The organism is Streptococcus sp. WB01_FAA12 (genome assembly GCF_012843315.1).
Taxonomy (GTDB): domain Bacteria; phylum Bacillota; class Bacilli; order Lactobacillales; family Streptococcaceae; genus Streptococcus.
The window spans coordinates 19,587-44,184 of sequence record NZ_JABAEX010000009.1 but is presented as its reverse complement, the minus strand read 5'-3'; the positions used below and the strand labels follow the sequence as shown (position 1 = coordinate 44,184).

Annotated in this window: 17 protein-coding genes and 1 pseudogene; 17 read left to right on the top strand and 1 reads right to left on the bottom strand. The window is 42.9% G+C overall.

What is annotated here, in order from left to right; all coding sequences use genetic code 11:
• Positions 1 to 14: 14 nt before the first annotated feature.
• The 11 genes and pseudogenes from ccdA2 (at position 15) to HF881_RS08990 (ending at position 12,088) form a co-directional block, all read left to right on the top strand.
• Complete coding sequence (ccdA2, locus tag HF881_RS09040) at positions 15 to 725, top strand: thiol-disulfide oxidoreductase-associated membrane protein CcdA2 (protein WP_169447218.1); 711 nt, start codon at positions 15 to 17, stop codon at positions 723 to 725.
• Positions 726 to 738: 13 nt separating this feature from the next.
• The gene (locus HF881_RS09035) at positions 739 to 1,302 is read left to right on the top strand and encodes a redoxin family protein (RefSeq protein ID WP_038806163.1); all 564 of its coding nucleotides are present in this window, start codon (positions 739 to 741) and stop codon (positions 1,300 to 1,302) included.
• A gap of 9 nt (positions 1,303 to 1,311) precedes the next feature.
• Positions 1,312 to 2,424 (top strand): peptide-methionine (R)-S-oxide reductase MsrB, encoded by a 1,113-nt coding sequence (gene msrB, locus HF881_RS09030; protein ID WP_169447217.1) that lies wholly within the window; start codon positions 1,312 to 1,314, stop codon positions 2,422 to 2,424.
• A 70-nt stretch (positions 2,425 to 2,494) separates the two neighbouring features.
• The gene (locus HF881_RS09025) at positions 2,495 to 3,232 is read left to right on the top strand and encodes a response regulator transcription factor (protein WP_169447216.1); all 738 of its coding nucleotides are present in this window, start codon (positions 2,495 to 2,497) and stop codon (positions 3,230 to 3,232) included.
• A complete protein-coding gene (locus HF881_RS09020; RefSeq protein WP_169447215.1) occupies positions 3,229 to 4,920 on the top strand; it encodes a sensor histidine kinase in 1,692 nt (563 codons plus the stop codon). Before HF881_RS09025 ends, HF881_RS09020 begins: the two co-directional genes overlap by 4 nt.
• Before the next feature lie 110 nt (positions 4,921 to 5,030).
• Positions 5,031 to 5,594: a TIGR01440 family protein gene (locus HF881_RS09015; RefSeq protein WP_169447214.1), complete on the top strand. Its 564-nt coding sequence runs from the start codon at positions 5,031 to 5,033 to the stop codon at positions 5,592 to 5,594.
• Positions 5,595 to 5,649: 55 nt separating this feature from the next.
• Positions 5,650 to 6,177 (top strand): AAA family ATPase, encoded by a 528-nt coding sequence (locus tag HF881_RS09010; RefSeq protein ID WP_169447213.1) that lies wholly within the window; start codon positions 5,650 to 5,652, stop codon positions 6,175 to 6,177.
• 234 nt (positions 6,178 to 6,411) lie between these two features.
• Positions 6,412 to 8,127, top strand: coding sequence for an aminodeoxychorismate synthase component I (pabB, locus tag HF881_RS09005; protein ID WP_169447212.1), 1,716 nt, complete (start codon positions 6,412 to 6,414; stop codon positions 8,125 to 8,127).
• Between the two features lie 119 nt (positions 8,128 to 8,246).
• Positions 8,247 to 10,088: pseudogene (locus HF881_RS09000) on the top strand (Ltp family lipoprotein).
• Between the two features lie 103 nt (positions 10,089 to 10,191).
• Positions 10,192 to 11,151, top strand: coding sequence for an ROK family glucokinase (locus HF881_RS08995; RefSeq protein WP_000078548.1), 960 nt, complete (start codon positions 10,192 to 10,194; stop codon positions 11,149 to 11,151).
• Between the two features lie 97 nt (positions 11,152 to 11,248).
• Complete coding sequence (locus tag HF881_RS08990; protein WP_169447211.1) at positions 11,249 to 12,088, top strand: thymidylate synthase; 840 nt, start codon at positions 11,249 to 11,251, stop codon at positions 12,086 to 12,088.
• A gap of 150 nt (positions 12,089 to 12,238) precedes the next feature.
• On the opposite strand, the gene HF881_RS08985 is transcribed toward HF881_RS08990, so the two are convergent.
• The gene (locus HF881_RS08985; protein ID WP_169447210.1) at positions 12,239 to 12,409 is read right to left on the bottom strand and encodes a DUF3042 family protein; all 171 of its coding nucleotides are present in this window, start codon (positions 12,407 to 12,409) and stop codon (positions 12,239 to 12,241) included.
• Between the two features lie 120 nt (positions 12,410 to 12,529).
• On the opposite strand from HF881_RS08985, the gene miaA reads away from it, so the two are divergent.
• From miaA to bgaA, 6 genes are all read left to right on the top strand, one after another.
• Positions 12,530 to 13,414: a tRNA (adenosine(37)-N6)-dimethylallyltransferase MiaA gene (gene miaA / locus HF881_RS08980; RefSeq protein ID WP_169447209.1), complete on the top strand. Its 885-nt coding sequence runs from the start codon at positions 12,530 to 12,532 to the stop codon at positions 13,412 to 13,414.
• Positions 13,407 to 14,645, top strand: a complete 1,239-nt coding sequence (hflX, locus tag HF881_RS08975) for a GTPase HflX (RefSeq protein ID WP_169447208.1) — start codon at positions 13,407 to 13,409, stop codon at positions 14,643 to 14,645. The genes miaA and hflX overlap by 8 nt, the downstream gene beginning before the upstream one ends.
• Entirely contained in the window at positions 14,638 to 15,261 is a 624-nt protein-coding gene (locus tag HF881_RS08970; protein ID WP_169447207.1) for a cystathionine beta-lyase, read from the top strand. Before hflX ends, HF881_RS08970 begins: the two co-directional genes overlap by 8 nt.
• Before the next feature lie 14 nt (positions 15,262 to 15,275).
• On the top strand, positions 15,276 to 16,205 hold the full coding sequence (rnz, locus tag HF881_RS08965; RefSeq protein ID WP_169447206.1) for a ribonuclease Z: 930 nt from the start codon (positions 15,276 to 15,278) through the stop codon (positions 16,203 to 16,205).
• A gap of 20 nt (positions 16,206 to 16,225) precedes the next feature.
• Positions 16,226 to 16,981: an SDR family oxidoreductase gene (locus HF881_RS08960; protein WP_169447205.1), complete on the top strand. Its 756-nt coding sequence runs from the start codon at positions 16,226 to 16,228 to the stop codon at positions 16,979 to 16,981.
• Between the two features lie 249 nt (positions 16,982 to 17,230).
• Entirely contained in the window at positions 17,231 to 24,472 is a 7,242-nt protein-coding gene (bgaA, locus tag HF881_RS08955; RefSeq protein WP_169447204.1) for an LPXTG-anchored adhesin/beta-galactosidase BgaA, read from the top strand.
• Positions 24,473 to 24,598 lie beyond the last annotated feature (126 nt).

Genomic DNA, 24,598 nt, shown 5'->3' with positions numbered 1-24,598 from the left:
AAGAGTGAAAAGATATGGACAATGTATTCTTTTTTATCAGTGTTTTTCTTGCTGGAATTCTTTCCTTCTTTTCTCCTTGTATTTTACCTTTGTTACCGGTCTATGCAGGAGTCTTGTTGGATGATAAGAATGGTGCTCAGGCTTCTAGCAAAAAATTTTCAATCTCACTTGTTAGTTTATTGCGGACTCTAGCCTTTATAGCGGGAATTTCTTTTATCTTTATCTTACTGGGCTATGGAGCTGGTTTTTTAGGCAATTTGCTGTATGCTTCTTGGTTTCAGTATGTGACGGGTGCGGTTATTATCCTCTTGGGCTTACACCAGATGGAAGTTTTACATTTGCAGGGGCTCTACAAGGAAAGAAGGCTACAACTAAAGAGACAGGGAAAAAAGGGTAACGGCTATAGTCAGGCATTTTTACTGGGGTTGACCTTTAGTTTTGCTTGGACGCCATGTGTGGGGCCAGTTCTGGGGTCTGTTTTAGCCTTGGCGGCTTCAGGTGGTTCAGGAGCTTGGCAGGGTGCTGGTCTCATGTTAGTCTATACGTTGGGTTTGGCACTACCATTTTTGGTTCTAGCTTTCGCCTCCAGCTATATTTTGAGACATTTCCGAAAACTTCATCCTTATCTCGGAACCCTCAAAAAAGTGGGTGGTTTGCTCATTATCGTAATGGGAATTTTGGTGCTTTTGGGAAATGCTTCCATTTTGACTACATTATTTGAATAGAGAGGAAAAAGAAATGAAAAAATGGCAAACATGTCTCCTTGGAGTAGGCTCAATTTGTTGCTTGGCAGCCTGTTCGGCTAAAAACATGTCAGACGAGTCTACTATGAAGGAGCAATCCAAAACAGAACAAGTTAGTTCGAAAACTGCGACTAAAGGTCAGGAAGTCGCTGATTTTGAACTGACAGGTGTAGATGGCAAGACCTATCGTTTGTCTGATTACAAGGGCAAGAAAGTTTATCTCAAATTCTGGGCTTCTTGGTGTTCCATCTGTCTAGCCAGTCTTCCAGATACGGATGAAATTGCTAAAGAAGCTGGTGATGACTATGTGGTCTTGACAGTGGTGTCTCCTGGACACAAGGGGGAGCAATCTGAAGCGGACTTTAAGAATTGGTACAAGGGATTGGATTATAAAAATTTCCCAGTTCTAATTGATCCATCAGGTAAACTCTTGGAAAGTTATGGTGTCCGTTCTTATCCGACTCAAGCCTTTATAGACAAGGAAGGCAAGCTGGTCAAAACGCAACCAGGTTTTATGGATAAGGATATGATTTTAAAAGAATTGAAAGAAATGGGGTAGAGAAAGGCTATGAATGATAAAGTAAAACTTTTTGTCTTGGCAGGGGTCATTCTCCTAGCCATAACCGGTTTCTATTTTCTATTGATGCGAAATGCAGGGCAGACAGACAGCTCGCAAATTGAGAAAGCGTCAGTTAGCCAAGGAGGAAAAACAGTGAAAAAAACAGAAGTGAGTAAAGACGCAGACTTGCACGAAATTTATCTAGCTGGGGGATGTTTCTGGGGAGTGGAGGAATACTTCTCACGCGTGTCTGGAGTAACCGATGCCGTTTCAGGCTATGCAAACGGAAGAGGGGAAACAACCAAGTACGAATTGATTAACCAAACAGGACATGCGGAGACTGTCCATGTCACCTATGATGCCAATCAAATTTCCCTCAAGGAAATTCTGCTTCATTACTTCCGCATTATCAATCCAACCAGCAAAAATAAACAAGGAAATGATGTGGGGACCCAGTATCGTACTGGTGTTTATTACACAGATGATAAGGATTTGGAAGTAATCAACCAAGTCTTTGATGAAGTTGCTAAAAAATATGACCAACCTCTGGCAGTTGAAAAGGAGGCCTTGAAGAATTTTGTGGTGGCTGAGGACTATCACCAAGACTACCTCAAGAAAAATCCAAATGGTTACTGTCATATCAATGTCAATCAGGCAGCCTATCCTGTCATTGATGCCAGCAAATATCCTAAACCAAGCGATGAAGAATTGAAAAAGACCTTGTCACCTGAGGAGTATGCAGTTACTCAGAAAAATCAAACAGAACGAGCTTTTTCAAATCGCTACTGGGATAAATTTGAATCTGGTATCTATGTGGATGTGGCAACTGGCGAACCCCTCTTTTCATCAAAGGATAAGTTTGAGTCTGGTTGTGGCTGGCCTAGTTTCACCCAACCAATTAGTCCAGATGTTGCCACCTACAAGGAAGATAAGTCTTACAATATGACGCGTATGGAAGTGCGGAGCAGAGTTGGAGATTCTCACCTTGGTCATGTTTTTACAGATGGACCTCAGGACAAGGGGGGCTTGCGCTACTGTATCAATAGTCTCTCTATCCGCTTTATTCCCAAAGACCAAATGGCAGAAAAAGGCTACGCTTATTTACTAGATTATGTAGATTAAGAAGTCTTTCCTAAGCAGTTAGAGGAGAATTTTGCTATACTGATACTAGTAAGTGGTAAAGGAGCAGAGCATGACCTACACAATCTTAATCGTAGAAGATGAGTATCTGGTAAGACAAGGCTTGACCAAGCTGGTCAATGTAGCAGCCTACGATATGGAAATCATCGGTCAGGCTGAAAATGGAAGACAGGCTTGGGACTTGATTCAAAAGCAGGTGCCAGATATCATTTTAACTGATATCAATATGCCTCAGCTAAATGGCATCCAGTTGGCCAGTCTGGTACGAGAAACCTATCCTCAGGTGCATCTGGTATTTTTGACGGGTTACGATGATTTTGATTATGCCTTGTCTGCTGTCAAACTCGGTGTAGATGACTATCTGCTCAAACCCTTTTCTCGTCAGGATATTGAGGAAATGTTGGGGAAAATCAAGCAAAAACTAGACAAGGAAGAAAGAGAAGAACAGTTACAAGATTTACTGACCGATAAGTTTGAGGGAAATATGGCCCAGAAGATCCAGTCCCATCTAGCTGACAGTCAGTTTAGTTTGAAGTCTTTGGCCAGTGACCTAGGTTTTAGTCCGACTTATTTGAGTTCCTTAATTAAGAAAGAGTTGGGGCTGCCTTTTCAGGATTACCTGGTGAGAGAGCGTGTCAAACAAGCCAAGCTCTTGCTCTTGACAACAGATTTAAAGATTTACGAGATCGCTGAGAAGGTTGGTTTTGAAGATATGAACTATTTTACCCAACGTTTTAAACAGATTGCAGGTGTGACACCTCGTCAGTTTAAGAAGGGAGAAGGCCGATGAAGCGTTCTTCTCTTTTAGTCAGAATGGTTATTTCCATCTTTCTGGTCTTTCTCATTCTCCTAGCTCTGGTTGGGACTTTCTACTATCAATCGAGTTCATCAGCCATTGAGGCCACTATTGAGGGCAATAGCCAAACGACCATTAGCCAAACTAGCCACTTTATTCAGTCTTATATCAAAAAATTAGAAACCACCTCTACCAGTTTGACCCAGCAGAAGAATGTCCTAGCCTATGCTGAGAATCCTAGTCAAGACAAGGTCAAGGAAATCCGAGATCTGTTTTTGACCATCTTAAAGGCTGACCAAGACTTGAAAACGATGGTACTGGTAACCAAATCTGGTCAGGTTATTTCTACAGATGACAGTGTGCAGATGAAAACTTCCTCAGATATGATGGCTGAGGATTGGTACCAAAAGGCTATTCATCAGGGAGCTAAGCCAGTTTTAACCCCAGCTCGTAAATCGGATAGTCAGTGGGTTATTTCTGTCACTCAGGAACTTGTTGATGCAAAGGGAGCCAATCTTGGTGTGCTTCGCTTGGATATTTCCTATGAAACTCTGGAAGCCTATCTCAACCAACTCCAGTTGGGTCAGCAGGGTTTTGCCTTCATTATCAATGAAAAGCATGAATTTGTCTACCATCCTAAACGTACAGTTTATAGTTCGTCTAGCGAAATGGAGGCCATGAAACCCTACATCGAGACGGGGCAGGGCTATACGCTGGATCATCAATCCTACGTCAGTCAGGAAAAGATTGCAGGAACAGATTGGACGGTTATAGGCGTGTCTTCACTGGAGAAGTTAGATCAGGTTCGGAGTCAACTCATGTGGACCTTGCTTGCTGCTAGTGCCTTATCTCTTCTTGCCTGTCTCTGCTTGGTGTGGTTCAGTCTCAAACGCTGGATTGCGCCTTTGAAGGACCTGAGAGAAACCATGCTGGAAATTGCTTCTGGTGCTCAAAATCTTCGTGCTAAGGAAGCTGGCGCCTATGAACTGAGAGAAGTGACTCGCCAGTTTAATGCCATGTTGGATCAGATTGATCAGCTGATGGCAGATGTGCACAGGCAGGAAGAAGCGACCCGGCAGTATGAACTTCAAGCATTGTCAAGCCAGATTAACCCCCATTTCCTCTACAATACTTTGGACACTATCATCTGGATGGCTGAATTTCAGGATAGTCAGCGAGTGGTTCAGGTGACCAAGTCCTTGGCAACCTATTTCCGCTTGGCGCTTAATCAAGGAAAGGATTTGATTTCTCTTTCTGATGAAATCAATCATGTCCGCCAGTACCTCTTTATCCAGAAACAACGCTATGGTGATAAGCTGGAGTATGAGATTGATGAAGATCCTGCTTTTGGTAACCTAGTCTTACCCAAGTTGGTGTTGCAACCTCTAGTAGAAAATGCTCTTTATCATGGCATCAAGGAAAAGGAAGGTCAGGGCCATATTAAAGTCTCTGTCCAGAAAAAGGATTCAGGACTAGTCATCCGCATTGAGGATGATGGAGTTGGCTTCCAAGATGTTGGTGATAGTAGTCAGAGTAACCTCAAACGTGGGGGAGTTGGTCTTCAAAATGTCGATCAACGGCTCAAACTTCATTTTGGCGAAAACTATCAGATGAAGATCGACTCTGCCCCTTCAAAAGGAACGACGGTTGAAATATACATCAATAAAATTGAAACAAGTTAACTCCCAGTTTATTCTGGGAGTTTTACTTTGAAAAATTAGAATAATCAGTCCGTCTTGATAAAATCAGTAAAAAAAGATATGATAGTAGGAGAAAAATGAGGTTAAGAGTGATGGACAAAAGTAGAATTAAAACAGAAACACAGCAGGTAATTGAAGATGTTTTGGAAAAGGCTGGATTGCGTGAAGGAAGCCTCTTTGTCCTAGGTTTATCCTCTAGCGAAGTTTTAGGCGGCCATATAGGCAAGGAATCAAGCCAAGAAATTGGCGAAATCATTGTGAAGACGATTTTGGATATCCTGAAAGTGAAAGGAATCCATCTAGCCGTTCAAGGATGCGAGCATATCAATCGTGCTCTGGTCGTTGAACGTCAAGTAGCGGAGCAGTTTGGTCTGGAAATCGTTAGCGTCCTTCCAACTCTTCATGCAGGGGGTTCGGGTCAGCTAGCTGCCTTTAAGTTTATGAAGGACCCTGTTGAAGTGGAGTTCATCACGGCTCTTGCAGGAATTGATATCGGAGATACTGCAATTGGCATGCATGTCAAACATGTGCAGGTTCCGATTCGACCAGTTTTGCGTGAGATTGGCCATGCCCATGTAACGGCTCTAGCTAGTCGTCCAAAACTAATCGGAGGTGCGCGTGCGCAGTATCCTGAAGACTTCATAAGAAAGTCATAAGTGGGCTGAAAGTTATCGTAAGTTAGAGATATTTCAAGTATGTAGAGGTATAAAGTTGGAAAATTGTGTTTATATCATTTCAGGTCCCCCAGGCGTTGGAAAGAGCACCGTCAGCAAAGAGTTGGCCTATTCTTTTGACAAAAGTGCAGTGATAGAGGGAGACATGATTTACTTAATGATTAAAGGAGGTCTCGTAGCTCCTTGGGAAGATGATGGATTTTACATGGATTTATTCTGGGATAATATCATCAGTCTGACCAATAATTTCATCGACCGTGGCATTACTGTCGTGATAGAGTATGTCATATTTGAAGATCAACTGAAGAAAATTGTAGCCTTCTTAAAGGAAAAACAAATTAAGCTAAAGTATTGTGTCTTAATGGCAGAAGAAGAAACCTTGAAAGATAGGGATTCTTCTCGGAAAGAAATTGAGAGAACAGGCGATTTATCAATCCAAGCAAGAAATGAATTCTTGGCTAAAAATAGTGAGAAACATCATTTTCTGTACACGGATGACTTAGATGTCAAAGAAACGGTAGGCATCATTAAAACTTCAAATCAATTTTTAGTTTCTGAACAGTAAAAGATAGAGAGAGTAAGGGTATAGCAACTAAGACTCTCTCTGTTTTTGTTGTTGAATTCTTGTGCGAAGTGTTCCAAGCAAGACCAGTATTTACAAGAAGAAGGGGTGCTATCTGATGGAGAATTGCCAAAAAGTAGAAAAAAGAAACTTAGAGAAGATTTTCCGTTATAGAAATCAGTAAACAAAGCTGGATTTAGCTGTTCTAGGTCGGCTTTTTTGTGCTATACTAAAGGTATGCATAGAAAAACAGTGATTGATTTTAGGGCTTTGGGAGAGAGATACACCTTTACCCAGCCCATCATAGAGTTAAAAACGAGAGATTTATCAGAAGTGGCAGACTTGCTGGCACAAGTGGAAAGCTACCAAGAGCAAGGTTATTATGCCGTGGGCTATGTCAGCTATGAGGCTGCACCTGCTTTTGAGGAAAAACTAGCAGTTCACAAGTCTCCTCTACTGGGCGAGTACTTGCTTTACTTTACGGTTCACGATAACGTAGAAACATCGCCTATTCCTCTGACTTATGATGATATTGATTTGTCTTCAAAGTGGCAGGAAGTAACATCTGCAGAGGACTATGAAAAAGCTATTGGGCAGATTCACCATCATTTGCGTCAGGGGGACACCTATCAGGTCAACTACACCGTCCAACTCAAGCAAGACTTAAGTGCCAATCCTTTTGCCATCTACAATCGCATGGTGGTAGAACAGGAGGCGGGCTACAATGCCTATGTTGAACATGATGAGATGGCAGTGATTTCCATGAGCCCAGAGCTCTTTTTTGAGCAAAATGACAGAGAATTAACGACTCGTCCAATGAAGGGAACAACCCAGCGGGGAGTGACTGACCAAGAAGACCTTGCCCAAGCTAGTTGGTTGGAGCAGGATCCTAAAAATCGCTCTGAAAATATGATGATTGTGGATCTCTTGCGCAATGATATGAACCGTATTTCTGAAGTGGGCAGCGAGCACGTGGAGCGTCTGTGTCAGGTAGAGCAGTATTCAACTGTTTGGCAGATGACTTCGACCATCAAGAGTCAGTTGCGATCGGATGTGGACCTAGTTGAAATCTTCCGTTCTCTCTTTCCTTGTGGATCCATAACGGGAGCACCCAAAATTGCGACCATGGAAATTATCAAGGACTTGGAGCCACAACCCAGAGGAGTCTACTGCGGAACGATTGGTCTCTTGCTTCCAAATGGACGACGGATTTTTAATGTCGCCATTCGGACCATTCAACTTCACAAGGGCCAAGCAATCTATGGAGTTGGCGGCGGGATTACTTGGGATAGCACCTGGGAATCTGAATACCGTGAAGTTCATCAAAAGGCGGCTGTTCTCTATCGTAAACAAGCTCGTTTCAAACTGATTTCAACTGGAAAAATCAGCCAGAAGAGGCTGCTGTTTGAAGATCAACATTTGGAAAGACTGACAGAGGCGAGTCGTTATTTTACTTTTCCTTTTGATCCAGAATACTTGAGACAAAAGATAGAGGAAGAGTGTCAAGCTTGTGATTCCCACCAAGACTACCGTTTGCGAATTTCTCTCAGCAAGTCTGGAGAGATGGAACTTAGTCGCCAAAACTTAACACCCCTTAGTCCAAGCTTCTGCCAAGCCAAACTTTGCCTTCAGGAAGCGGATTTGCAACAAGCATTTACCTACTTCAAAACCACTCACCGACCGCATTTGAGCCTAGGGGAACAGGAAATCATTTACCATAATGCAGCAGGAGAGCTATTAGAAACCTCTATCGGGAATCTAGTTCTGAAAATTGCTGGGAAACTCTACACACCGCCTACCAGCCTAGGAATTTTGCCAGGAATTTATCGTCAGTGTTTGCTGGAAAAAGGACAGGTAGAGGAAAAAGTCTTGACTTTAAAAGACCTAGCTCAGACGGAGGCTATCTATTGCTGTAATGCAGTCAGAGGTTTGTATGAGTTGGAAGTGATATAACTATGGATTTTTCAATTAAGTTTTAGATTTATTTCTGAATATTTAATATTTGATTTGAGAGTAAAATTAAAAATATGGTATACTATAAGTATAAATCAATAAAAATAATGGAGATTTTTATGAAAAAATCAAAAAAATTTTTAGTAACCAGCTTAGCAACTGCAACGCTGGGACTCATTTCACTTACAGATACAACTGGAGCCTTTCCTTTTTCGGCTCAGCATGTTTCTGCTCAAGAAAAGGATGTATCTAAAAATAGTAAGGTTGTAAAAGAGAATACAACTTCGGCGCCAAATCAAGCTGAGAAACCGAAAACACCAGCGCCGAAATCAGCTCCGAAACCAGAGCCAAAGCCAGCACCAAAACCAGCACCAAAACCAGCTGAGAAACCAAAAACACCAGCACCAAAACCAGCGCCGAAGCCGGCACCAAAACCCGCGCCGAAGCCGGTACCAAAACCCGCGCCGAAGCCAGCACCAAAACCCGCGCCGAAGCCGGCACTAAAACCCGCACCGAAGCCGGTACCAAAACCCGCACCGAAGCCGGCACCAAAACCCGCGCCGAAGCCGGCACTAAAACCCGCACCGAAGCCGGCACCAAAACCCGCGCCGAAGCCGGCACCAAAACCTGCGCCGAAGCCGGCACCAAAACCAACGCCGAAGCCAGCACCGAAACCAGAACCAAAACCCGCGCCAAAGCCGGCACCCAAACCCGCGCCGAAGCCGGCACCCAAACCGACTGAAAAAGCTAAAGAAACAACTCCTAAACAGGATAAATCACAATCTAAAGTTCAGTCTGGCTGGGTAGGAAATTACTACCTCAAATCAGATGGAAAGAGAGCTAAAAATGAGTGGGTAGATGGTGGTCGGTATTATGTTGATTCTGATGGAAAGATGGTTAAAAGTGACTGGATTTATGATAAAAACTATGGTTCATATTATTATCTAACAGCAGAAGGAAGCTCTGCTCGTAATAAATGAGTAGGTAAATATTATCTCAAATCAGATGGAAAGATGGCCAAGAATGAATGGGTAGATGGTGGCCGTTATTATGTTGAATCAGATGGTGAAATGGCTAGGGACAAATGGGTAGATGGTGGCCGTTACTATGTAGGATACGATGGTGTCTGGCAACCAAAACCAGCAGGTGGGAACCAGTACAATGCTGCTTTAATTAAAGCGAAAAGCTATAATTCGTCTTCACATATGTCAAAAAAAGATCTCTATGACCAATTAACGTCACAAGTTACACATGGTTTTTCAAGTTCAGTAGCGCAGTATGCCATCGATCACTTGAATGCAGATTACAAATCAAATGCCTTAATTCAAGCAAGAGAATACCGAAAATACAGCAATTTATCAAAAACAGAAATTTATAACAGGCTAACTTCTCCTAGGATTGGAAAATTTACAAAAGAAGAAGCAAACTATGCCATTCAAAAACTAGATTTAACACCAGAAGGAAGCATTGCCCGCAATAAATGGGTAGGATACTATTATTATAAATCAGATGGTAAGGTGGCCAAGAATGAATGGGTAGATGGTGGCCGTTATTATGTTGAATCAGACGGTAAAATGGCTAAGGACAAATGGGTAGATGGTGGCCGTTACTATGTAGGATACGATGGTGTCTGGCAACCAAAACCAGCAGACGGGAATCAATACAATGCTGCTTTAATTAAAGCGAAAAGTTATAATTCGTCTTCACATATGTCAAAAAAAGATCTCTATGACCAATTAACGTCACGAGTTACGCATGGTTTTTCAAGTTCAGCAGCGCAGTATGCCATCGATCACTTGAATGCAGATTATAAATCAAATGCCTTAATTCAAGCAAGAGAATACCGAAAATACAGCAATTTATCAAAAACAGAAATTTATAACAGGCTAACTTCTCCTAGGATTGGAAAATTTACAAAAGAAGAAGCAAACTATGCCATTCAAAAACTAGGGGATAAATAGTTATTAATTATTAGATGTAACTTTTCCACGCAAACCTTTGCACAAATCTAACGATTTTGTTATACTATATCTGTAAGCATTTTCAATTAAAAAGGAGAAGACGATGAGTCAAAAGATTATTGGGATTGACCTTGGTGGAACATCTATCAAATTTGCAATTTTAACTCAAGAGGGAGAAATCCAAGAAAAATGGTCTATCAAGACCAATATTTTGGACGAAGGAAGCCATATCGTAGATGATATGATTGAGTCTATTCAACATCGTTTGGACTTGCTTGGATTGTCAGCTACAGACTTCCGAGGGATTGGAATGGGATCACCTGGTGTGGTTGACCGTGAAAAAGGAACTGTTATCGGTGCCTACAACCTAAACTGGAAAACCCTTCAACCAATTAAAGAAAAGATTGAAAAAGCCTTGGGTATTCCATTCTTCATCGATAATGATGCCAACGTAGCTGCTCTTGGTGAGCGCTGGATGGGCGCTGGTGACAACCAACCGGACGTTGTCTTTATGACACTTGGTACAGGTGTTGGTGGCGGTATCGTGGCAGAAGGAAAATTGCTCCACGGTGTTGCTGGTGCTGCTGGTGAGCTTGGTCACATCACTGTTGACTTTGACCAACCAATCGCATGTACCTGTGGTAAAAAAGGCTGTCTTGAGACAGTTGCTTCAGCAACAGGGATTGTCAACTTGACTCGTCGTTATGCAGATGAATACGAAGGCGATGCGGCCTTGAAACGCTTGATCGACGACGGTGAAGAAGTAACTGCTAAAACTGTCTTTGACCTTGCAAAAGAAGGAGACGACCTTGCCTTGATCGTTTACCGTAACTTCTCACGATACTTGGGAATTGCTTGTGCCAATATCGGATCAATCCTCAATCCTTCAACGATTGTTATCGGAGGTGGGGTGTCAGCTGCGGGAGAATTCCTTCTCCAAGGCGTGCAAAAGGTCTATGACGAAAATACCTTCCCACAAGTACGCACATCCACAAAATTGGCTCTTGCAACTCTAGGAAATGACGCTGGAGTTATCGGAGCAGCATCACTTGTATTGCAATAAAATAATAAAAGAGGGAAAATGCTAACCTAGAGTTAGTAATGTTCCTCTTTTCTTTTTTATGCTATACTAGTTAAGACTATAAATGAGGTGAGAGTAAATGACAAAAGCAGATACGATTTTTAAAGAGAATATTGAACGAATCCTCAAAGACGGCGTCTTTTCTGAACAAGCACGTCCCAAGTACAAGGATGGGACTATTGCCAACTCCAAGTACGTAACGGGTGCCTTTGCTGAGTATGACCTGGCAAAAGGGGAATTCCCCATCACGACCTTGCGACCCATTGCAATCAAATCAGCTATAAAAGAAGTTCTCTGGATCTACCAAGACCAGTCTAATAGCCTAGAAGTGCTAAATAACAAGTACAATGTTCACTACTGGAATGACTGGGAAGTGGGAGATACGGGAACCATTGGTGAGCGCTATGGGGCAGTTGTTAAGAAACACGACATCATCAATAAGATTCTCAAACAGTTGGAAGCCAACCCTTGGAATCGTCGTAATATCATCTCACTATGGGATTACCAAGCATTTGAGGAGACAGACGGCCTCCTTCCATGCGCCTTTCAAACCATGTTTGATGTCCGTCGAGTAGATGGAGAAATTTATCTAGATGCGACTTTGACCCAGCGCTCTAATGACATGCTGGTGGCCCACCACATTAACGCTATGCAGTACGTAGCTCTTCAAATGATGATTGCCAAGCATTTCGGCTGGAATGTTGGGAAGTTCTTCTACTTTATCAACAACCTCCATATCTATGATAATCAATTTGAACAAGCAGAGGAATTGCTTCGTCGTGAGCCGTCAAACTGCCAACCACGTTTGGTCTTGAATGTGCCAGATGAGACCAATTTCTTTGATATCAAAGCCGAAGACTTTGAGTTGGTTGACTATAATCCGGTCAAGCCACAGCTGAAGTTTGACCTAGCTATTTAATACTCTTCGAAAATCAAATTCAAACCACGTCAGCGTCGCCTTACCGTACTCAAGTACAGCCTGCGGCTAGCTTCCTAGTTTGCTCTTTGATTTTCATTGAGTATAAAAGAAAATAAAAAGAAGTTGAGATTTCTCAACTTCTTTTGTTGCTTAATGTGATACGCGGCGGCGAGCTGCTTTTTTACGGTTTTCTTCGATGAAAGCTGCTTTTTGCTCTTCTGGTTCGATTACTTTCTTTTTAAATGCGTATACTGCTCCTGCAACAGCAGCGACAGTTCCTGCAACACCTGTTACAAGACCTTTAGCGAATCCTTTAGCCATGAGTCTTCCTCCTTTATCTTCCCGATCAGCCAGGCTCCTCAAGGGGTAGCATTTTTCTGACTGACCTTTTTATGATATAATAATAGTAACGAAAAAATGGGAATTTTTCAAGGAAAAAAGATGAAAACAAAAATAATTGTGATTGTTGGACCGACTGCTGTTGGAAAAACTGCCCTTGCTATTGAAGTGGCCAAGCGCTTTGGTGGAGAGGTGGTCAGTGGTGACAGTCAGCAAGTTTACAGAGGGTTAGATATTGGGACGGCCAAGGCTAGCCCAGAGGAGCAAGCTGCAGTTCCTCATCATTTGATTGATGTCAGAGAGGTGACCGAGTCTTACTCGGCTTTTGATTTTGTTTCAGAAGCTAAAAAGGCTATAGAAGACATTCAAAGTCGAGGAAAACTAGCTATTATCGCTGGTGGAACAGGGCTTTATATTCAGAGTCTCTTGGAAGGCTACCATCTAGGTGGGGAGACACCTCATGAGGAGATTTTAGCCTATCGAGCTAGTTTGGAGCCTTATTCAGATGAGGAATTAGCCCATCTCGTGAAGCAAGCAGGCCTGGAAATTCCCCAGTTTAACCGTCGTCGTGCCATGCGTGCCTTGGAAATCGTCCATTTTGGTCAGGATTTGGAAAATCAAGAAAGTCCTTATGAACCACTGATTATCTGCTTAGATGATGAGCGTAGCCAGCTTTATGAACGTATCAATCGCCGAGTGGATCTGATGTTTGAGGCTGGGCTTTTGGGCGAGGCCAAGTGGCTCTTTGACCATTATCCAGATGTGCAGGCAGCTAAAGGCATTGGCTACAAGGAACTCTTTCCTTATTTCCGTAGGGAGCAAACTCTTGAGGAAGCGAGCGAGAGTCTCAAACAGGCGACCCGTCGTTTTGCCAAGCGTCAGTTGACCTGGTTCCGTAATCGCATGCAGGTCACCTTTTATCAGATAGGAGAGCCTGGCGTGCAGGACTGCATTTTAAGCCAGATAGAGGAGTTTTTAGATGATTGAAACGGAGAAAAAAGAGGAACGTGTCCTACTCATCGGTGTGGAATTGCAGGGCATGGACAATTTTGACCTCTCCATGGAAGAATTGGCCAGTCTGGCTAAGACTGCTGGAGCAGTTGTTGTAGATAGCTACAGGCAAAAACGTGAAAAATATGATTCCAAGACTTTTGTTGGCTCTGGTAAGTTGGAAGAGATTGCACGGATGGTGGATGCAGAAGAAATTACTACTGTCATCGTCAATAACCGCTTGACTCCACGGCAAAATGTCAATTTGGAGGAAATTCTTGGAGTAAAAGTCATTGACCGTATGCAGTTGATTTTGGATATCTTTGCCATGCGGGCTCGAAGCCATGAAGGGAAACTTCAAGTGCATTTGGCCCAGCTTAAGTACCTCTTACCTCGCTTGGTTGGTCAGGGAATTATGCTCAGCCGTCAGGCAGGGGGAATTGGTTCCCGTGGACCTGGTGAAAGCCAGCTGGAACTGAACCGTCGTAGTGTTCGCAATCAAATCACAGATATCGAGCGTCAGCTCAAGGTGGTTGAGAAAAATCGGGCAACAGTTAGAGAAAAACGTCTGGAGTCGAGTACCTTTAAGATTGGTTTGATTGGCTACACCAATGCTGGGAAATCAACTATCATGAACACCTTGACCAGCAAGACCCAGTATGAAGCAGATGAATTATTTGCGACTCTGGATGCGACAACTAAAAGCATCCATCTGGGGGGCAATCTACAGGTAACCTTGACTGATACCGTTGGCTTTATTCAAGATTTGCCGACTGAGTTGGTGTCAAGTTTTAAGTCGACCTTGGAAGAAAGCAAGCATGTAGACCTTCTAGTTCATGTCATTGATGCTAGCAATCCTTATCATGAGGAGCATGAAAAAACGGTTCTGTCTATCATGAAAGATTTGGATATGGAGGATATTCCTCGTTTGACCCTTTATAATAAAGCGGATTTGGTGGAGGATTTCACTCCTACCCAGACACCGTACGCAATGATTTCAGCTAAGTCTCAAGGTAGTCGTGAGAACTTGCAAGCTTTATTGCTAGATAAGATTAAGGAAATTTTTGAAGCATTTACTCTGCGCGTGCCCTTTTCTAAGTCTTACAAGATACATGATTTAGAAAGTGTGGCGATTCTGGAAGATCGCGATTATCAGGATGACGGGGAAGTCATTACAGGCTATATTTCCGAGAAAAATAAATGGAGGTTAGAGGAATTTTATGACTGATATTAAAACTTTGGCTCTAAAGTATGGAGGTTATACAAGTCTGGACAAGGTCTATCTGGATCAACTTCTAGCTGGTAAAACAGAACAAGAGCAGTTGGCTCTCATCACACCTCCGCCGAGTGTAGTCAATGCCTACTTTGCTGAACTCTACCAGAAAAAGAGTCCTGAAGCTGCTACGGATTATTTTGCAAAACTCAGTCATGAACTGCGCCTCTACAATGCTGAACCTAGTTTCACCATAGAAAACAAGCCTTTTATTCGCCTTAACCTATCTGGTAAATCCTTTGGTTTTTGCTATGAGGAAGAAGGTCTTGGACGGATTTTCTCAGAAACTGAGGAAGCAATCACAGCTGACTTTCTCTTTGAAATTGCTCAGATTTTCCCCCATCAGCTAGTCTATGAGGAGTCTGGAAAGATTTACATGAAGGCGATTGGAGAGGAAGAAGTCGTCTCTGTGGAGAGTTTGACTCCTCTGACAGACCTGGAAAACTTAGCAGATGGTCGCAAACGTCTTAAAGGCTACAGCCAAGAGGATTTACTGCAAGAAGCTGTTGTTTTTTCTGGTAAGCGCTATTTCCGATCGGAAAATCGCACAGCTATGTTATATATTGATTAATTAGAAAGTATCGAATGGATATTCAATTTTTAGGAACAGGGGCTGGTCAGCCCTCCAAATCCCGCAATGTTTCAAGTCTCGCCCTGAAACTCTTGGACGAGATTAACGAAGTTTGGCTCTTTGACTGTGGAGAAGGAACGCAAAATCGCATTCTGGAAACCACGATTCGACCACGTAAGGTCAGCAAAATCTTTATCACCCACCTGCATGGAGACCACATTTTTGGTTTACCAGGTTTTCTCTCCAGCCGTGCTTTTCAGGCTAATGAAGAGCAGACAGATTTGGACATTTATGGGCCGCAAGGGATCAAGTCATTTGTCTTAACCAGCCTTCGTGTGTCAGGTTCTCGCCTGCCTTACCGTATTCATTTTCATGAATTTGACCAAGATTCCCTTGGGAAAATCCTTGAGACCGATAAATTCACTGTGTATGCAGAGGAGATGGACCACACTATTTTCTGTGTCGGCTATCGCGTTATGCAAAAGGACCTAGAAGGTACCTTGGATGCTGAAAAACTCAAGGCTGCAGGTGTCCCATTTGGACCTCTTTTTGGAAAAATCAAAAACGGTCAGGATGTTGTTCTCGAAGACGGAACTGAAATCAAGGCGGCAGACTATATCTCAGCACCGAGACCTGGCAAGGTAGTTACTATTCTTGGAGACACCCGAAAAACCAATGCCAGTGTGCGTCTAGGCGTCAATGCTGATGTTCTTGTCCATGAGTCAACTTATGGAAAGGGCGATGAGAAAATTGCCCGCAATCACGGTCACTCTACTAACATGCAGGCTGCGCAAGTAGCGGCAGAAGCAGGAGCCAAACGCCTTTTGCTCAATCATATCAGCGCCCGCTTCCTCTCAAAAGATATCAGCCAGCTCAAGAAAGATGCGGCTACTGTTTTTGAAAATGTCCATGTAGTCAAAGACTTGGAAGAAGTGGAAATATAGAAGATTGAGAAAGGATAAGTATGTCTACGATTCTCATTACAGGTGCCAGTGGTGGTCTAGCCCAAGAAATGGTCAAACTCTTGCCAGATGACCAACTCATCTTACTAGGTAGAAACAAGGAAAAACTGTTGGAGCTATATGGAAATCATCCCCGTGTAGAATTGATTGAAATCGATATTACTGATGACTCAGCCCTAGAAACTCTGGTAACTGACCTCTATCTCCGTTATGGCAAGATTGATGTCTTGATTAACAATGCTGGCTATGGAATTTTTGAAGATTTTGACCAGATTTCTGACAAAGACATTCACCAGATGTTTGAGGTCAATACCTTTGCCCTAATGAACTTGTCTCGTCGCCTTGCGTTTCGAATGAAGAAAAGCCGAAAGGGTCATATTATCAATATCGTCAGTATGGCAGGTTTGATAGCGACTAACAAGTCCAGTCTCTACTCAGCGACCAAGTTTGCGGCTATTGGATTTTCAAACGCTCTGCGCCTCGAACTCATGCCCTATGGTGTCTATGTGACGACAGTTAATCCAGGACCAATCCGAACAGGATTTTTGGACCAGGCAGACCCAGATGGGAGCTACCTCAAGTCGGTTGACCGCTTTCTCTTAGAACCATATGCGGTTGCTAAAAAAATCGTCAAGATCATAGGAAAAAACAAACGAGAACTCAATCTCCCAATTTTGTTGAACCTAGCCCATAAGTTTTATACCCTCTTCCCCAAGTTAGCTGATAAGTTGGCAGGGGGAATCTTTAATTATAAGTAAAAGGAGTTCCTTACAAAAGGAGTTTTTTATAATATTTAACTGAGTGTCAAAAAATTGTTTGTTTTTGTTCTAAATTTACATTCACTTTTTTGAATCTTCTACAAATTTTAGAAAAAACAATCAAAAATATGATTTTTTGTGTTTATGGTATTGAAATTCCCTATATTATTTTATAAAATAAGAGTAAAAGGCTATGAAAAAGTAATACGCTTACAAGAAAAATGGAAGCGGTTACTAAAGGAGGATTTTATGGAAAAAGGCCATTGGAATCGTAAAAGAGTCTACAGCATTCGTAAGTTTGCCGTAGGAGCTTGCTCTGTCATGATTGGAACCTGTGCGGTTCTATTTGGAGGAAGTGTCATTGGAGAATCACCAGTTTTCGCGGATGAAACTCCAATTACTCACACTGTGGAACAAGCAAAAGAGGAAAGTCCGGCAGTGGAGGAAAAAGAAAATCAAGCTGTAGCAGAGCGCAAGGATGCTGCAAGTGTCGACCAAAGTCAAGCTGCTCCAATTGAAGCAAGCAAACCAGAGAAGAAAGAAGATGAACCTGTAGCTCCAAAAGAGGAGAAAGCGTCACTAAAACCTGAAGAAACAGCTCCAAAGGTAGAATCTCAAGCTTCAAGTCAAGAAAAGCCTGTCAAGGAAGAGTTGAAAGCTGCGACAAATGAAGAAGTGAATCAAATGATTGAAGATAGAAAAGTGAATTTTAATCAAAATTGGCACTTTAAACTCAATGTGAATCCTAAAGAAGCTGTGAAATCAGATGCCGACGTATCAACATGGCAAAAATTGGATCTCCCACACGACTGGAGTATCTTTAACGATTTTGACCATCAGTCACCTGCCCAAAACGAGGGTGGACAGCTCAATGGTGGTGAAGCTTGGTATCGCAAGACCTTTAAACTTGATGAAAAAGATCTCAAGAAAAATGTTCGTGTCACTTTTGATGGTGTCTATATGGACTCTCAAGTCTATGTCAATGGTCAGTTAGTGGGGCATTATCCAAATGGTTATAACCAGTTCTCATACGATATCACCAAATATCTTCACAAAGATGGTCGTGAGAATGTGATTGCTGTCCATGCGGTTAACAAACAACCAAGTAGCCGTTGGTACTCAGGTAGTGGTATCTACCGTGATGTGACCTTGCAAGTGACAGATAAGGTTCATGTTGAGAAAAATGGGACAACTATCTTAACACCAAAACTTGAACAACAGCAACACAGCAAGGTTGAAACTCATGTAGCCAGCAAAATTGTCAATACAGACGATAAAGACCATGAACTGGTGGTAGAGTATCAAATCGTTGAACGTGGTGGTCAGGCTGTAACAGGCTTGGTTCGTACAGCGAGCCGTACCTTGAAAGCACATGAATCAACAAGTCTTGATGCTATTTTAGAAGTTGAACAACCAAAACTCTGGACAGTTTTAAATGATAAACCTGCCTTGTACGAATTGATTACGCGTGTTTACCGTGACGGTCAATTGGTTGATGCTAAGAAGGATCTGTTTGGTTACCGTTACTATCATTGGACTCCAAATGAAGGCTTCTCTTTGAATGGTGAACGCATTAAATTCCATGGTGTTTCCTTGCACCATGACCACGGAGCGCTTGGAGCAGAAGAAAACTATAAGGCAGAATACCGTCGTCTCAAACAAATGAAGGAGATGGGCGTTAACGCCATCCGTACAACTCATAACCCTGCAAGTCCACAGACCTTGCAAATCGCAGCAGAACTTGGTTTGCTGGTTCAGGAAGAGGCCTTTGATACTTGGTATGGTGGTAAGAAACCTTATGACTACGGACGTTTCTTTGAAAAAGATGCCACTCACCCAGAAGCTAGAAAAGGTGAAAAATGGTCTGACTATGATCTTCGTACCATGGTCGAAAGAGATAAAAACAACCCAGCTGTCTTCATGTGGTCTATCGGGAATGAAATTGGTGAAGCAGATGGAAAGGCTCACTCTCTTGCAACGGTTAAACGCTTAGTAAAAGTGATTAAAGATGTTGATACTACACGTTATGTTACTATGGGAGCAGATAAGTTCCGCTTTGGTGATGGTAGCGGTGGTCATGAGAAGATTGCCGAAGAACTCGATGCAGTTGGTTTCAACTATTCAGAAGACAACTACAAGAAACTTCGTGCGAAACATCCAAACTGGTTGATTTATGGTTCGGAAACATCTTCAGCTACCCGTACACGTGGAAGTTACTATCGTCCTGAACATGAATTGAAACATAGTAACGGACCTGAGCGTCATTACGAACAGTCTGACTATGGTAATGACCGAGTTAACTGGGGTAAAACGGCAACCGCTTCATGGACCTTTGACCGTGACAACGCTGGCTATGCTGGACAGTTTATCTGGACAGGTACGGACTATATCGGTGAACCTACACCATGGCACAACCAAAACCAAACTCCCGTTAAGAGCTCTTATTTTGGTATCGTAGATACAGCCGGTATTCCAAAAAATGACTTTTATCTCTACCAAAGCCAATGGGTTTCTGCCAAGAAGAAACCGATGGTGCACCTTCTTCCTCACTGGAACTGGGAAAATAGAGAATTGGCATCGAAAGTTGAAGATTCAGACGGAAAAATCCCAGTTCGAGCTTACTCAAACGCTGCAAGCGTAGAATTGTTCTTAAATGGTCAATCTCTTGGAGTTAAGAAGTTCAACAAGAAACAAACCAGTGATGGCCGCACTTACCAAGAAGGTGCCAATGCTAAGGAACTCTATCTTGAATGGAAGGTTGCGTACCAACCAGGTACTTTAGAAGCTGTAGCTCGCGATGAAGCTGGAAACGAAATTGCACGTGATAAGATCACTACTGCAGGCCAACCAGCAGGAGTTCGTCTCGTCAAGGAAGAACACGCAATCGCAGCAGATGGAAAAGACTTGACCTACATCTACTACGAAATCGTAGATAGTGAAGGAAATGTGGTACCAACTGCCAATAATTTGGTTCGTTTCCAATTGCATGGACAGGGTCAACTGGTCGGTGTCGACAATGGGGAACAAGCCAGCCGTGAACGCTACAAGGCGCAACCAGATGGTTCTTGGATCCGTAGAGCCTTTAACGGTAAAGGGGTTGCCATTGTTAAATCAACTGAACAAGCAGGTAAATTCACACTAACAGCTCATTCAGATCTCTTGAAATCTGGTCAAGTAACTGTCTTTACTGGTAAAAAAGAAGACCAAGAAAAGACTGTTCTCGGGACAGAAGTACCAAAAGTACGTACTGTTATTGAGAAAGAGCCAAAAATGCCGAAGACAGTCGGTTTTATCTACAGTGATGGCAGTCGTGAAAAACGTCCAGTAACTTGGTCTTCAGTTGATGTGAGCCAAGCAGGAGTTGTGACTGTTAAAGGTATGGCAGACGGACGCGAAGTTGAGGCCCGTGTCGAAATTCTAGCAATCGCAAATGAGCTTCCAACTGTTAAGCGTGTTGCTCCAGGAACAGACTTGAGCGCTGTTGACAAATACGTTTCTATTGCTGTTACGGATGGAAGCGTACAAGAATACGAAGTTGATAAGTGGGAGATTGCGGAAGCAGATAAAGCCAAACTGTCAGTTGCAGGATCACGTATTCAAATGACTGGTCAACTGGGTGGTGAGACTATTCACGCTACCCTTGTGGTAGAAGAAGGTAATCCTGCGGCTCCTGTAGTACCAACTGTAACGGTTGGTGGAGAAGCTGTCACAGGTCTTACTACTCAAAAACCAGTGCAATACCGCACACTTGCTTATGGAGCTGAGTTGCCAAAAGTCATAGCAAGTGCAGAAAATGCGGATGTTACTGTAGTCCAAGCAAGCGCAGCAAACGGCATGCGTGCAAGCATCTTTGTTCAACCAAATGATGGTGGCCCTCTTCAAATGTATGCTATTCAGTTCCTCGAAGAAGCGCCAAAAATTGATCATTTGAGCCTACAAGTGGAGAAAGCTGATGCTCTCAAAGAAGACCAAACAGTCAAATTGTCGGTTCGTGCTCACTATCAAGATGGAACACAAGCAGTTCTACCAGCAGATAAGGTGAACTTCTCTACAAGTGGTGAAGGGGAAGTCGCAGTTCGTAAAGGAATGCTTGAGTTACATAAGCCAGGAACAGTCACTCTCAAAGCAGAATATGAGGGGGCTACAGGTCAAATCGATCTCACGATTCAGGCCAATACTGAGAAAAAAGTAGCCCAAGCTATCCGGCCAGTAAATGTAGTAACAGACTTGCATCAAGAACCTACTCTTCCATCAACAGTAACGGTTGAGTATGACAAAGGTTTCCCTAAAGCCCACAAAGTCACATGGCAAGCCATTCCAAAAGAAAAACTCGACCACTATCAAACCTTTGAAGTTCTAGGTAAAGTTGAAGGTCTTGATCTTGAAGCGCGTGCAAAAGTCTCTGTAGAAGGCATCGTTTCAGTTGAAGAAGTCAGTGTGACGACCCCAATTGCAGAAGCGCCACAATTACCAGAAAGTGTTCGCACCTACGATTCAAATGGTCACGTTTCATCAGCTAAAGTTACTTGGGATACGATTCGTCCAGAGCAATACGCCAAGGAAGGTGTCTTTACAGTTAATGGTCGCTTAGAAGGTACGCAATTAACAACTAAACTTCATGTTCGCGTATCTGCTCAAACTGAGAAGGGAGCAAATATTTCTGACCAATGGACCGGTTCAGAATTGCCACTGGCCTTTGCTTCAGACTCCAATCCAAGCGATCCTGTTTCAAATGTCAACGATAAACTGATTTCCTTTAATGACCGACCAGCCAACCGTTGGACAAACTGGAATCGTACTAATCCAGAAGCTTCAGTCGGTGTCCTATTCGGAGATTCAGGTATCTTGAGCAAACGTTCAGTTGATAATCTAAGTGTCGGATTCCACGAAGACCACGGAGTTGGTGTACCGAAGTCTTATGTGATTGAATATTATGTCGGTAAGACCGTTCCGACAGCTCCTAAAAACCCTAGCTTTGTAGGCAATGAAGAACATGTCTTTAACGATCCAGCTAACTGGAAACCAGTTACCAATCTAAAAGCCCCTACTCAACTCAAGGCTGGAGAAATGAATCACTTTAGCTTTGATAAAGTTGAAACCTATGCTGTTCGCATTCGCATGGTGAAAGCAGATAACAAGCGTGGAACTTCTATCACAGAGGTACAAATCTTTGCGAAACAAGTCGCAGCAGCTAAACAAGGACAAACAAGAATCCAAGTTGACGGTAAAGACTTAGCAAACTTTAACCCTGATTTGACAGACTACTACCTTGAGTCTGTAGATGGAAAAGTTCCTGCAGTAACAGCAAGTGTTAGCAACAATGGTCTGGCTACTGTTGTTCCAAGCGTTCGTGAAGGTGAGCCAGTTCGTGTCATTGCAAAAGCTGAAAATGGCGACATCTTAGGAGAATACCGTCTGCGCTTCACTAAGGATAAAGACTTACTTTCTCGTAAACCAGTTGCTGCGGTCAAACAAGCTCGCTTGGTACAAGTAGGGCAACCACTTGAATTGCCAACGAAGGTTCCTGTTTACTTCGCAGGTAAAGACGGCTATGAGACAAAAGACTTGGCAGTGGAATGGGAAAAAGTTCCAGCAGAAAATCTGACAAAAGCAGGTCATTTTACTGTTCGAGGCCGTGTCCTTGGTAGTGACCTTGTTGCGGAGTTCACTGTACGAGTGACAGACAAACTTGGTGAGGCTCTCTCAAACAACCCTAACTATGATGAAAACAGTAACCAAGCCTTTGCTTCTGCAACCAATGATATTGATCCAAGTTCACATGACCGTGTAGACTATATCAATGATGGAGACCACAATGAAAATCGTCGTTGGACAAACTGGTCTCCAACACCATCTTCTAATCCAGAAGTATCAACAGGAGTTATTTTCCGTGAAAATGGTAAGATTGTAGAACGGACTGTTGCGCAAGCCAAACTTCACTTCTTTGCAGATAGTGGAACGGATGCGCCATCTAAACTCGTTTTGGAACGCTATATTGGTCCAGACTTTGAAGTGCCTACCTACTATTCAAACTACCAAGCCTACGAATCAGGCCATCCATTCAACAATCCAGATAACTGGGAAGCTGTTCCTTATCGTGCGGATAAAGATATTGAAGCTGGTGATGAAATCAACGTAACATTTAAAGCTGTGAAAGCCAAAGCTATGAGATGGCGTATGGAGCGTAAAGCAGACAAGAGCGGTGTTGCGATGATTGAGATGACCTTCCTTGCACCAAGCGAATTCCCTCAAGAAAGCACTCAATCGAAGATTCTTGTAGATGGAAAAGAACTTCCTGATTTCGCTGAGAACCGTCAAGACTATCAAATTACCTATAAAGGTCAACGTCCAAAAGTGACCGTTCAAGAAAGCAATCAAGTAGCTTCAACAGTTGTAGATAGTGGCGATGATAGCCTTCCAGTACTTGTTCGTCTCGTTTCAGAAAGTGGAAAACAAGTCAAGGAATACCGTATCCAGTTGACCAAGGAAAAACCGGTTTCTGAGAAAACAGCCCCTGCTATTCAAGAAGAGAATCCAAGTCTTGAGGTTGTCGAAAAGGAACTTGCCTTCCAAACTGTTGAAAAAGAAGATCCAAGTCTATATGTAGGTGAAAGTCGTGTAGAACAAGAAGGACAAGTTGGTAAGGAACGCATTCTTACATCTGTTAGTCCAGACGGAACTCGTGAAGAGAAACTCCGTGAAGTGCTTCAGGCTCCTGTTAACCGGGTTCTTCTCGTTGGAACTAAACGTGGTACGGCTCAACCGCTTGATGGTGTCAAAGATTTGGTTCATGAAAAACCAGAACTTCTGGTTGAAGAAGAGGCAATTGATTTCAAAGTTCAAGAACGTAAGACTGACAAACTTTATGTGGGTGAAAGTCGTGTTCTTCAAGAAGGCCAAAAAGGTGTTCGTGTCCACCTAGTAGAAGTCGAAAACGGTAAGCGTACATCGAAAGAAACCTTTGATAAGATAGTTGCGCAAGATCGTATCGTGGAAGTAGGAACTAAACGTGGTACGGCTCAACCGCTTGATGGTGTCAAAGATTTGGTTCATCACAAGCCAGAGCTCCTAGTGGAAGAAGAGGAAGTTGATTTCCAAGTTCAAGAACGTAAGAACGATAAACTTCCAGTAGGGCAAACTCGTGTGATCCAAGAAGGCCGAAAAGGTGTTCGTGTCCACCTAGTAGAAGTCGAAAACGGTAAGCGTACATCGAAAGAAACCTTTGATAAGCTAGCAGCACAAGATCGTATCGTGGAAGTGGGAACTGCTGTAGCACAAGAAGAACTAAACCCACAAGTTCCTGTCAATCCAGATGCGCACCAACTGGCTCAAATAGGAGCACAATCTCAAGAAGAAAAAGTGACACAAACTGAAAAAGGTCACCTTCCAAATACAGGAAGTGAGTCTCAGGTGTCAGCTTTAGCAGCAGGATTGGCTATCTTGGGCTTAGGTGCAGGCCTTGCAGCTACTACTCGCAAAAAAGAAGATTAAGTTTAGTTACAAGCTAAACTGAACAGGAAAAGGCCAGAGTGACGCTCTGGTCTTTTTCGTCTGAGTTGTAATAGTAAATAAATGTTTAGAATAGTCAATCCTATTCCAAATGGATTTTGTTCAAAA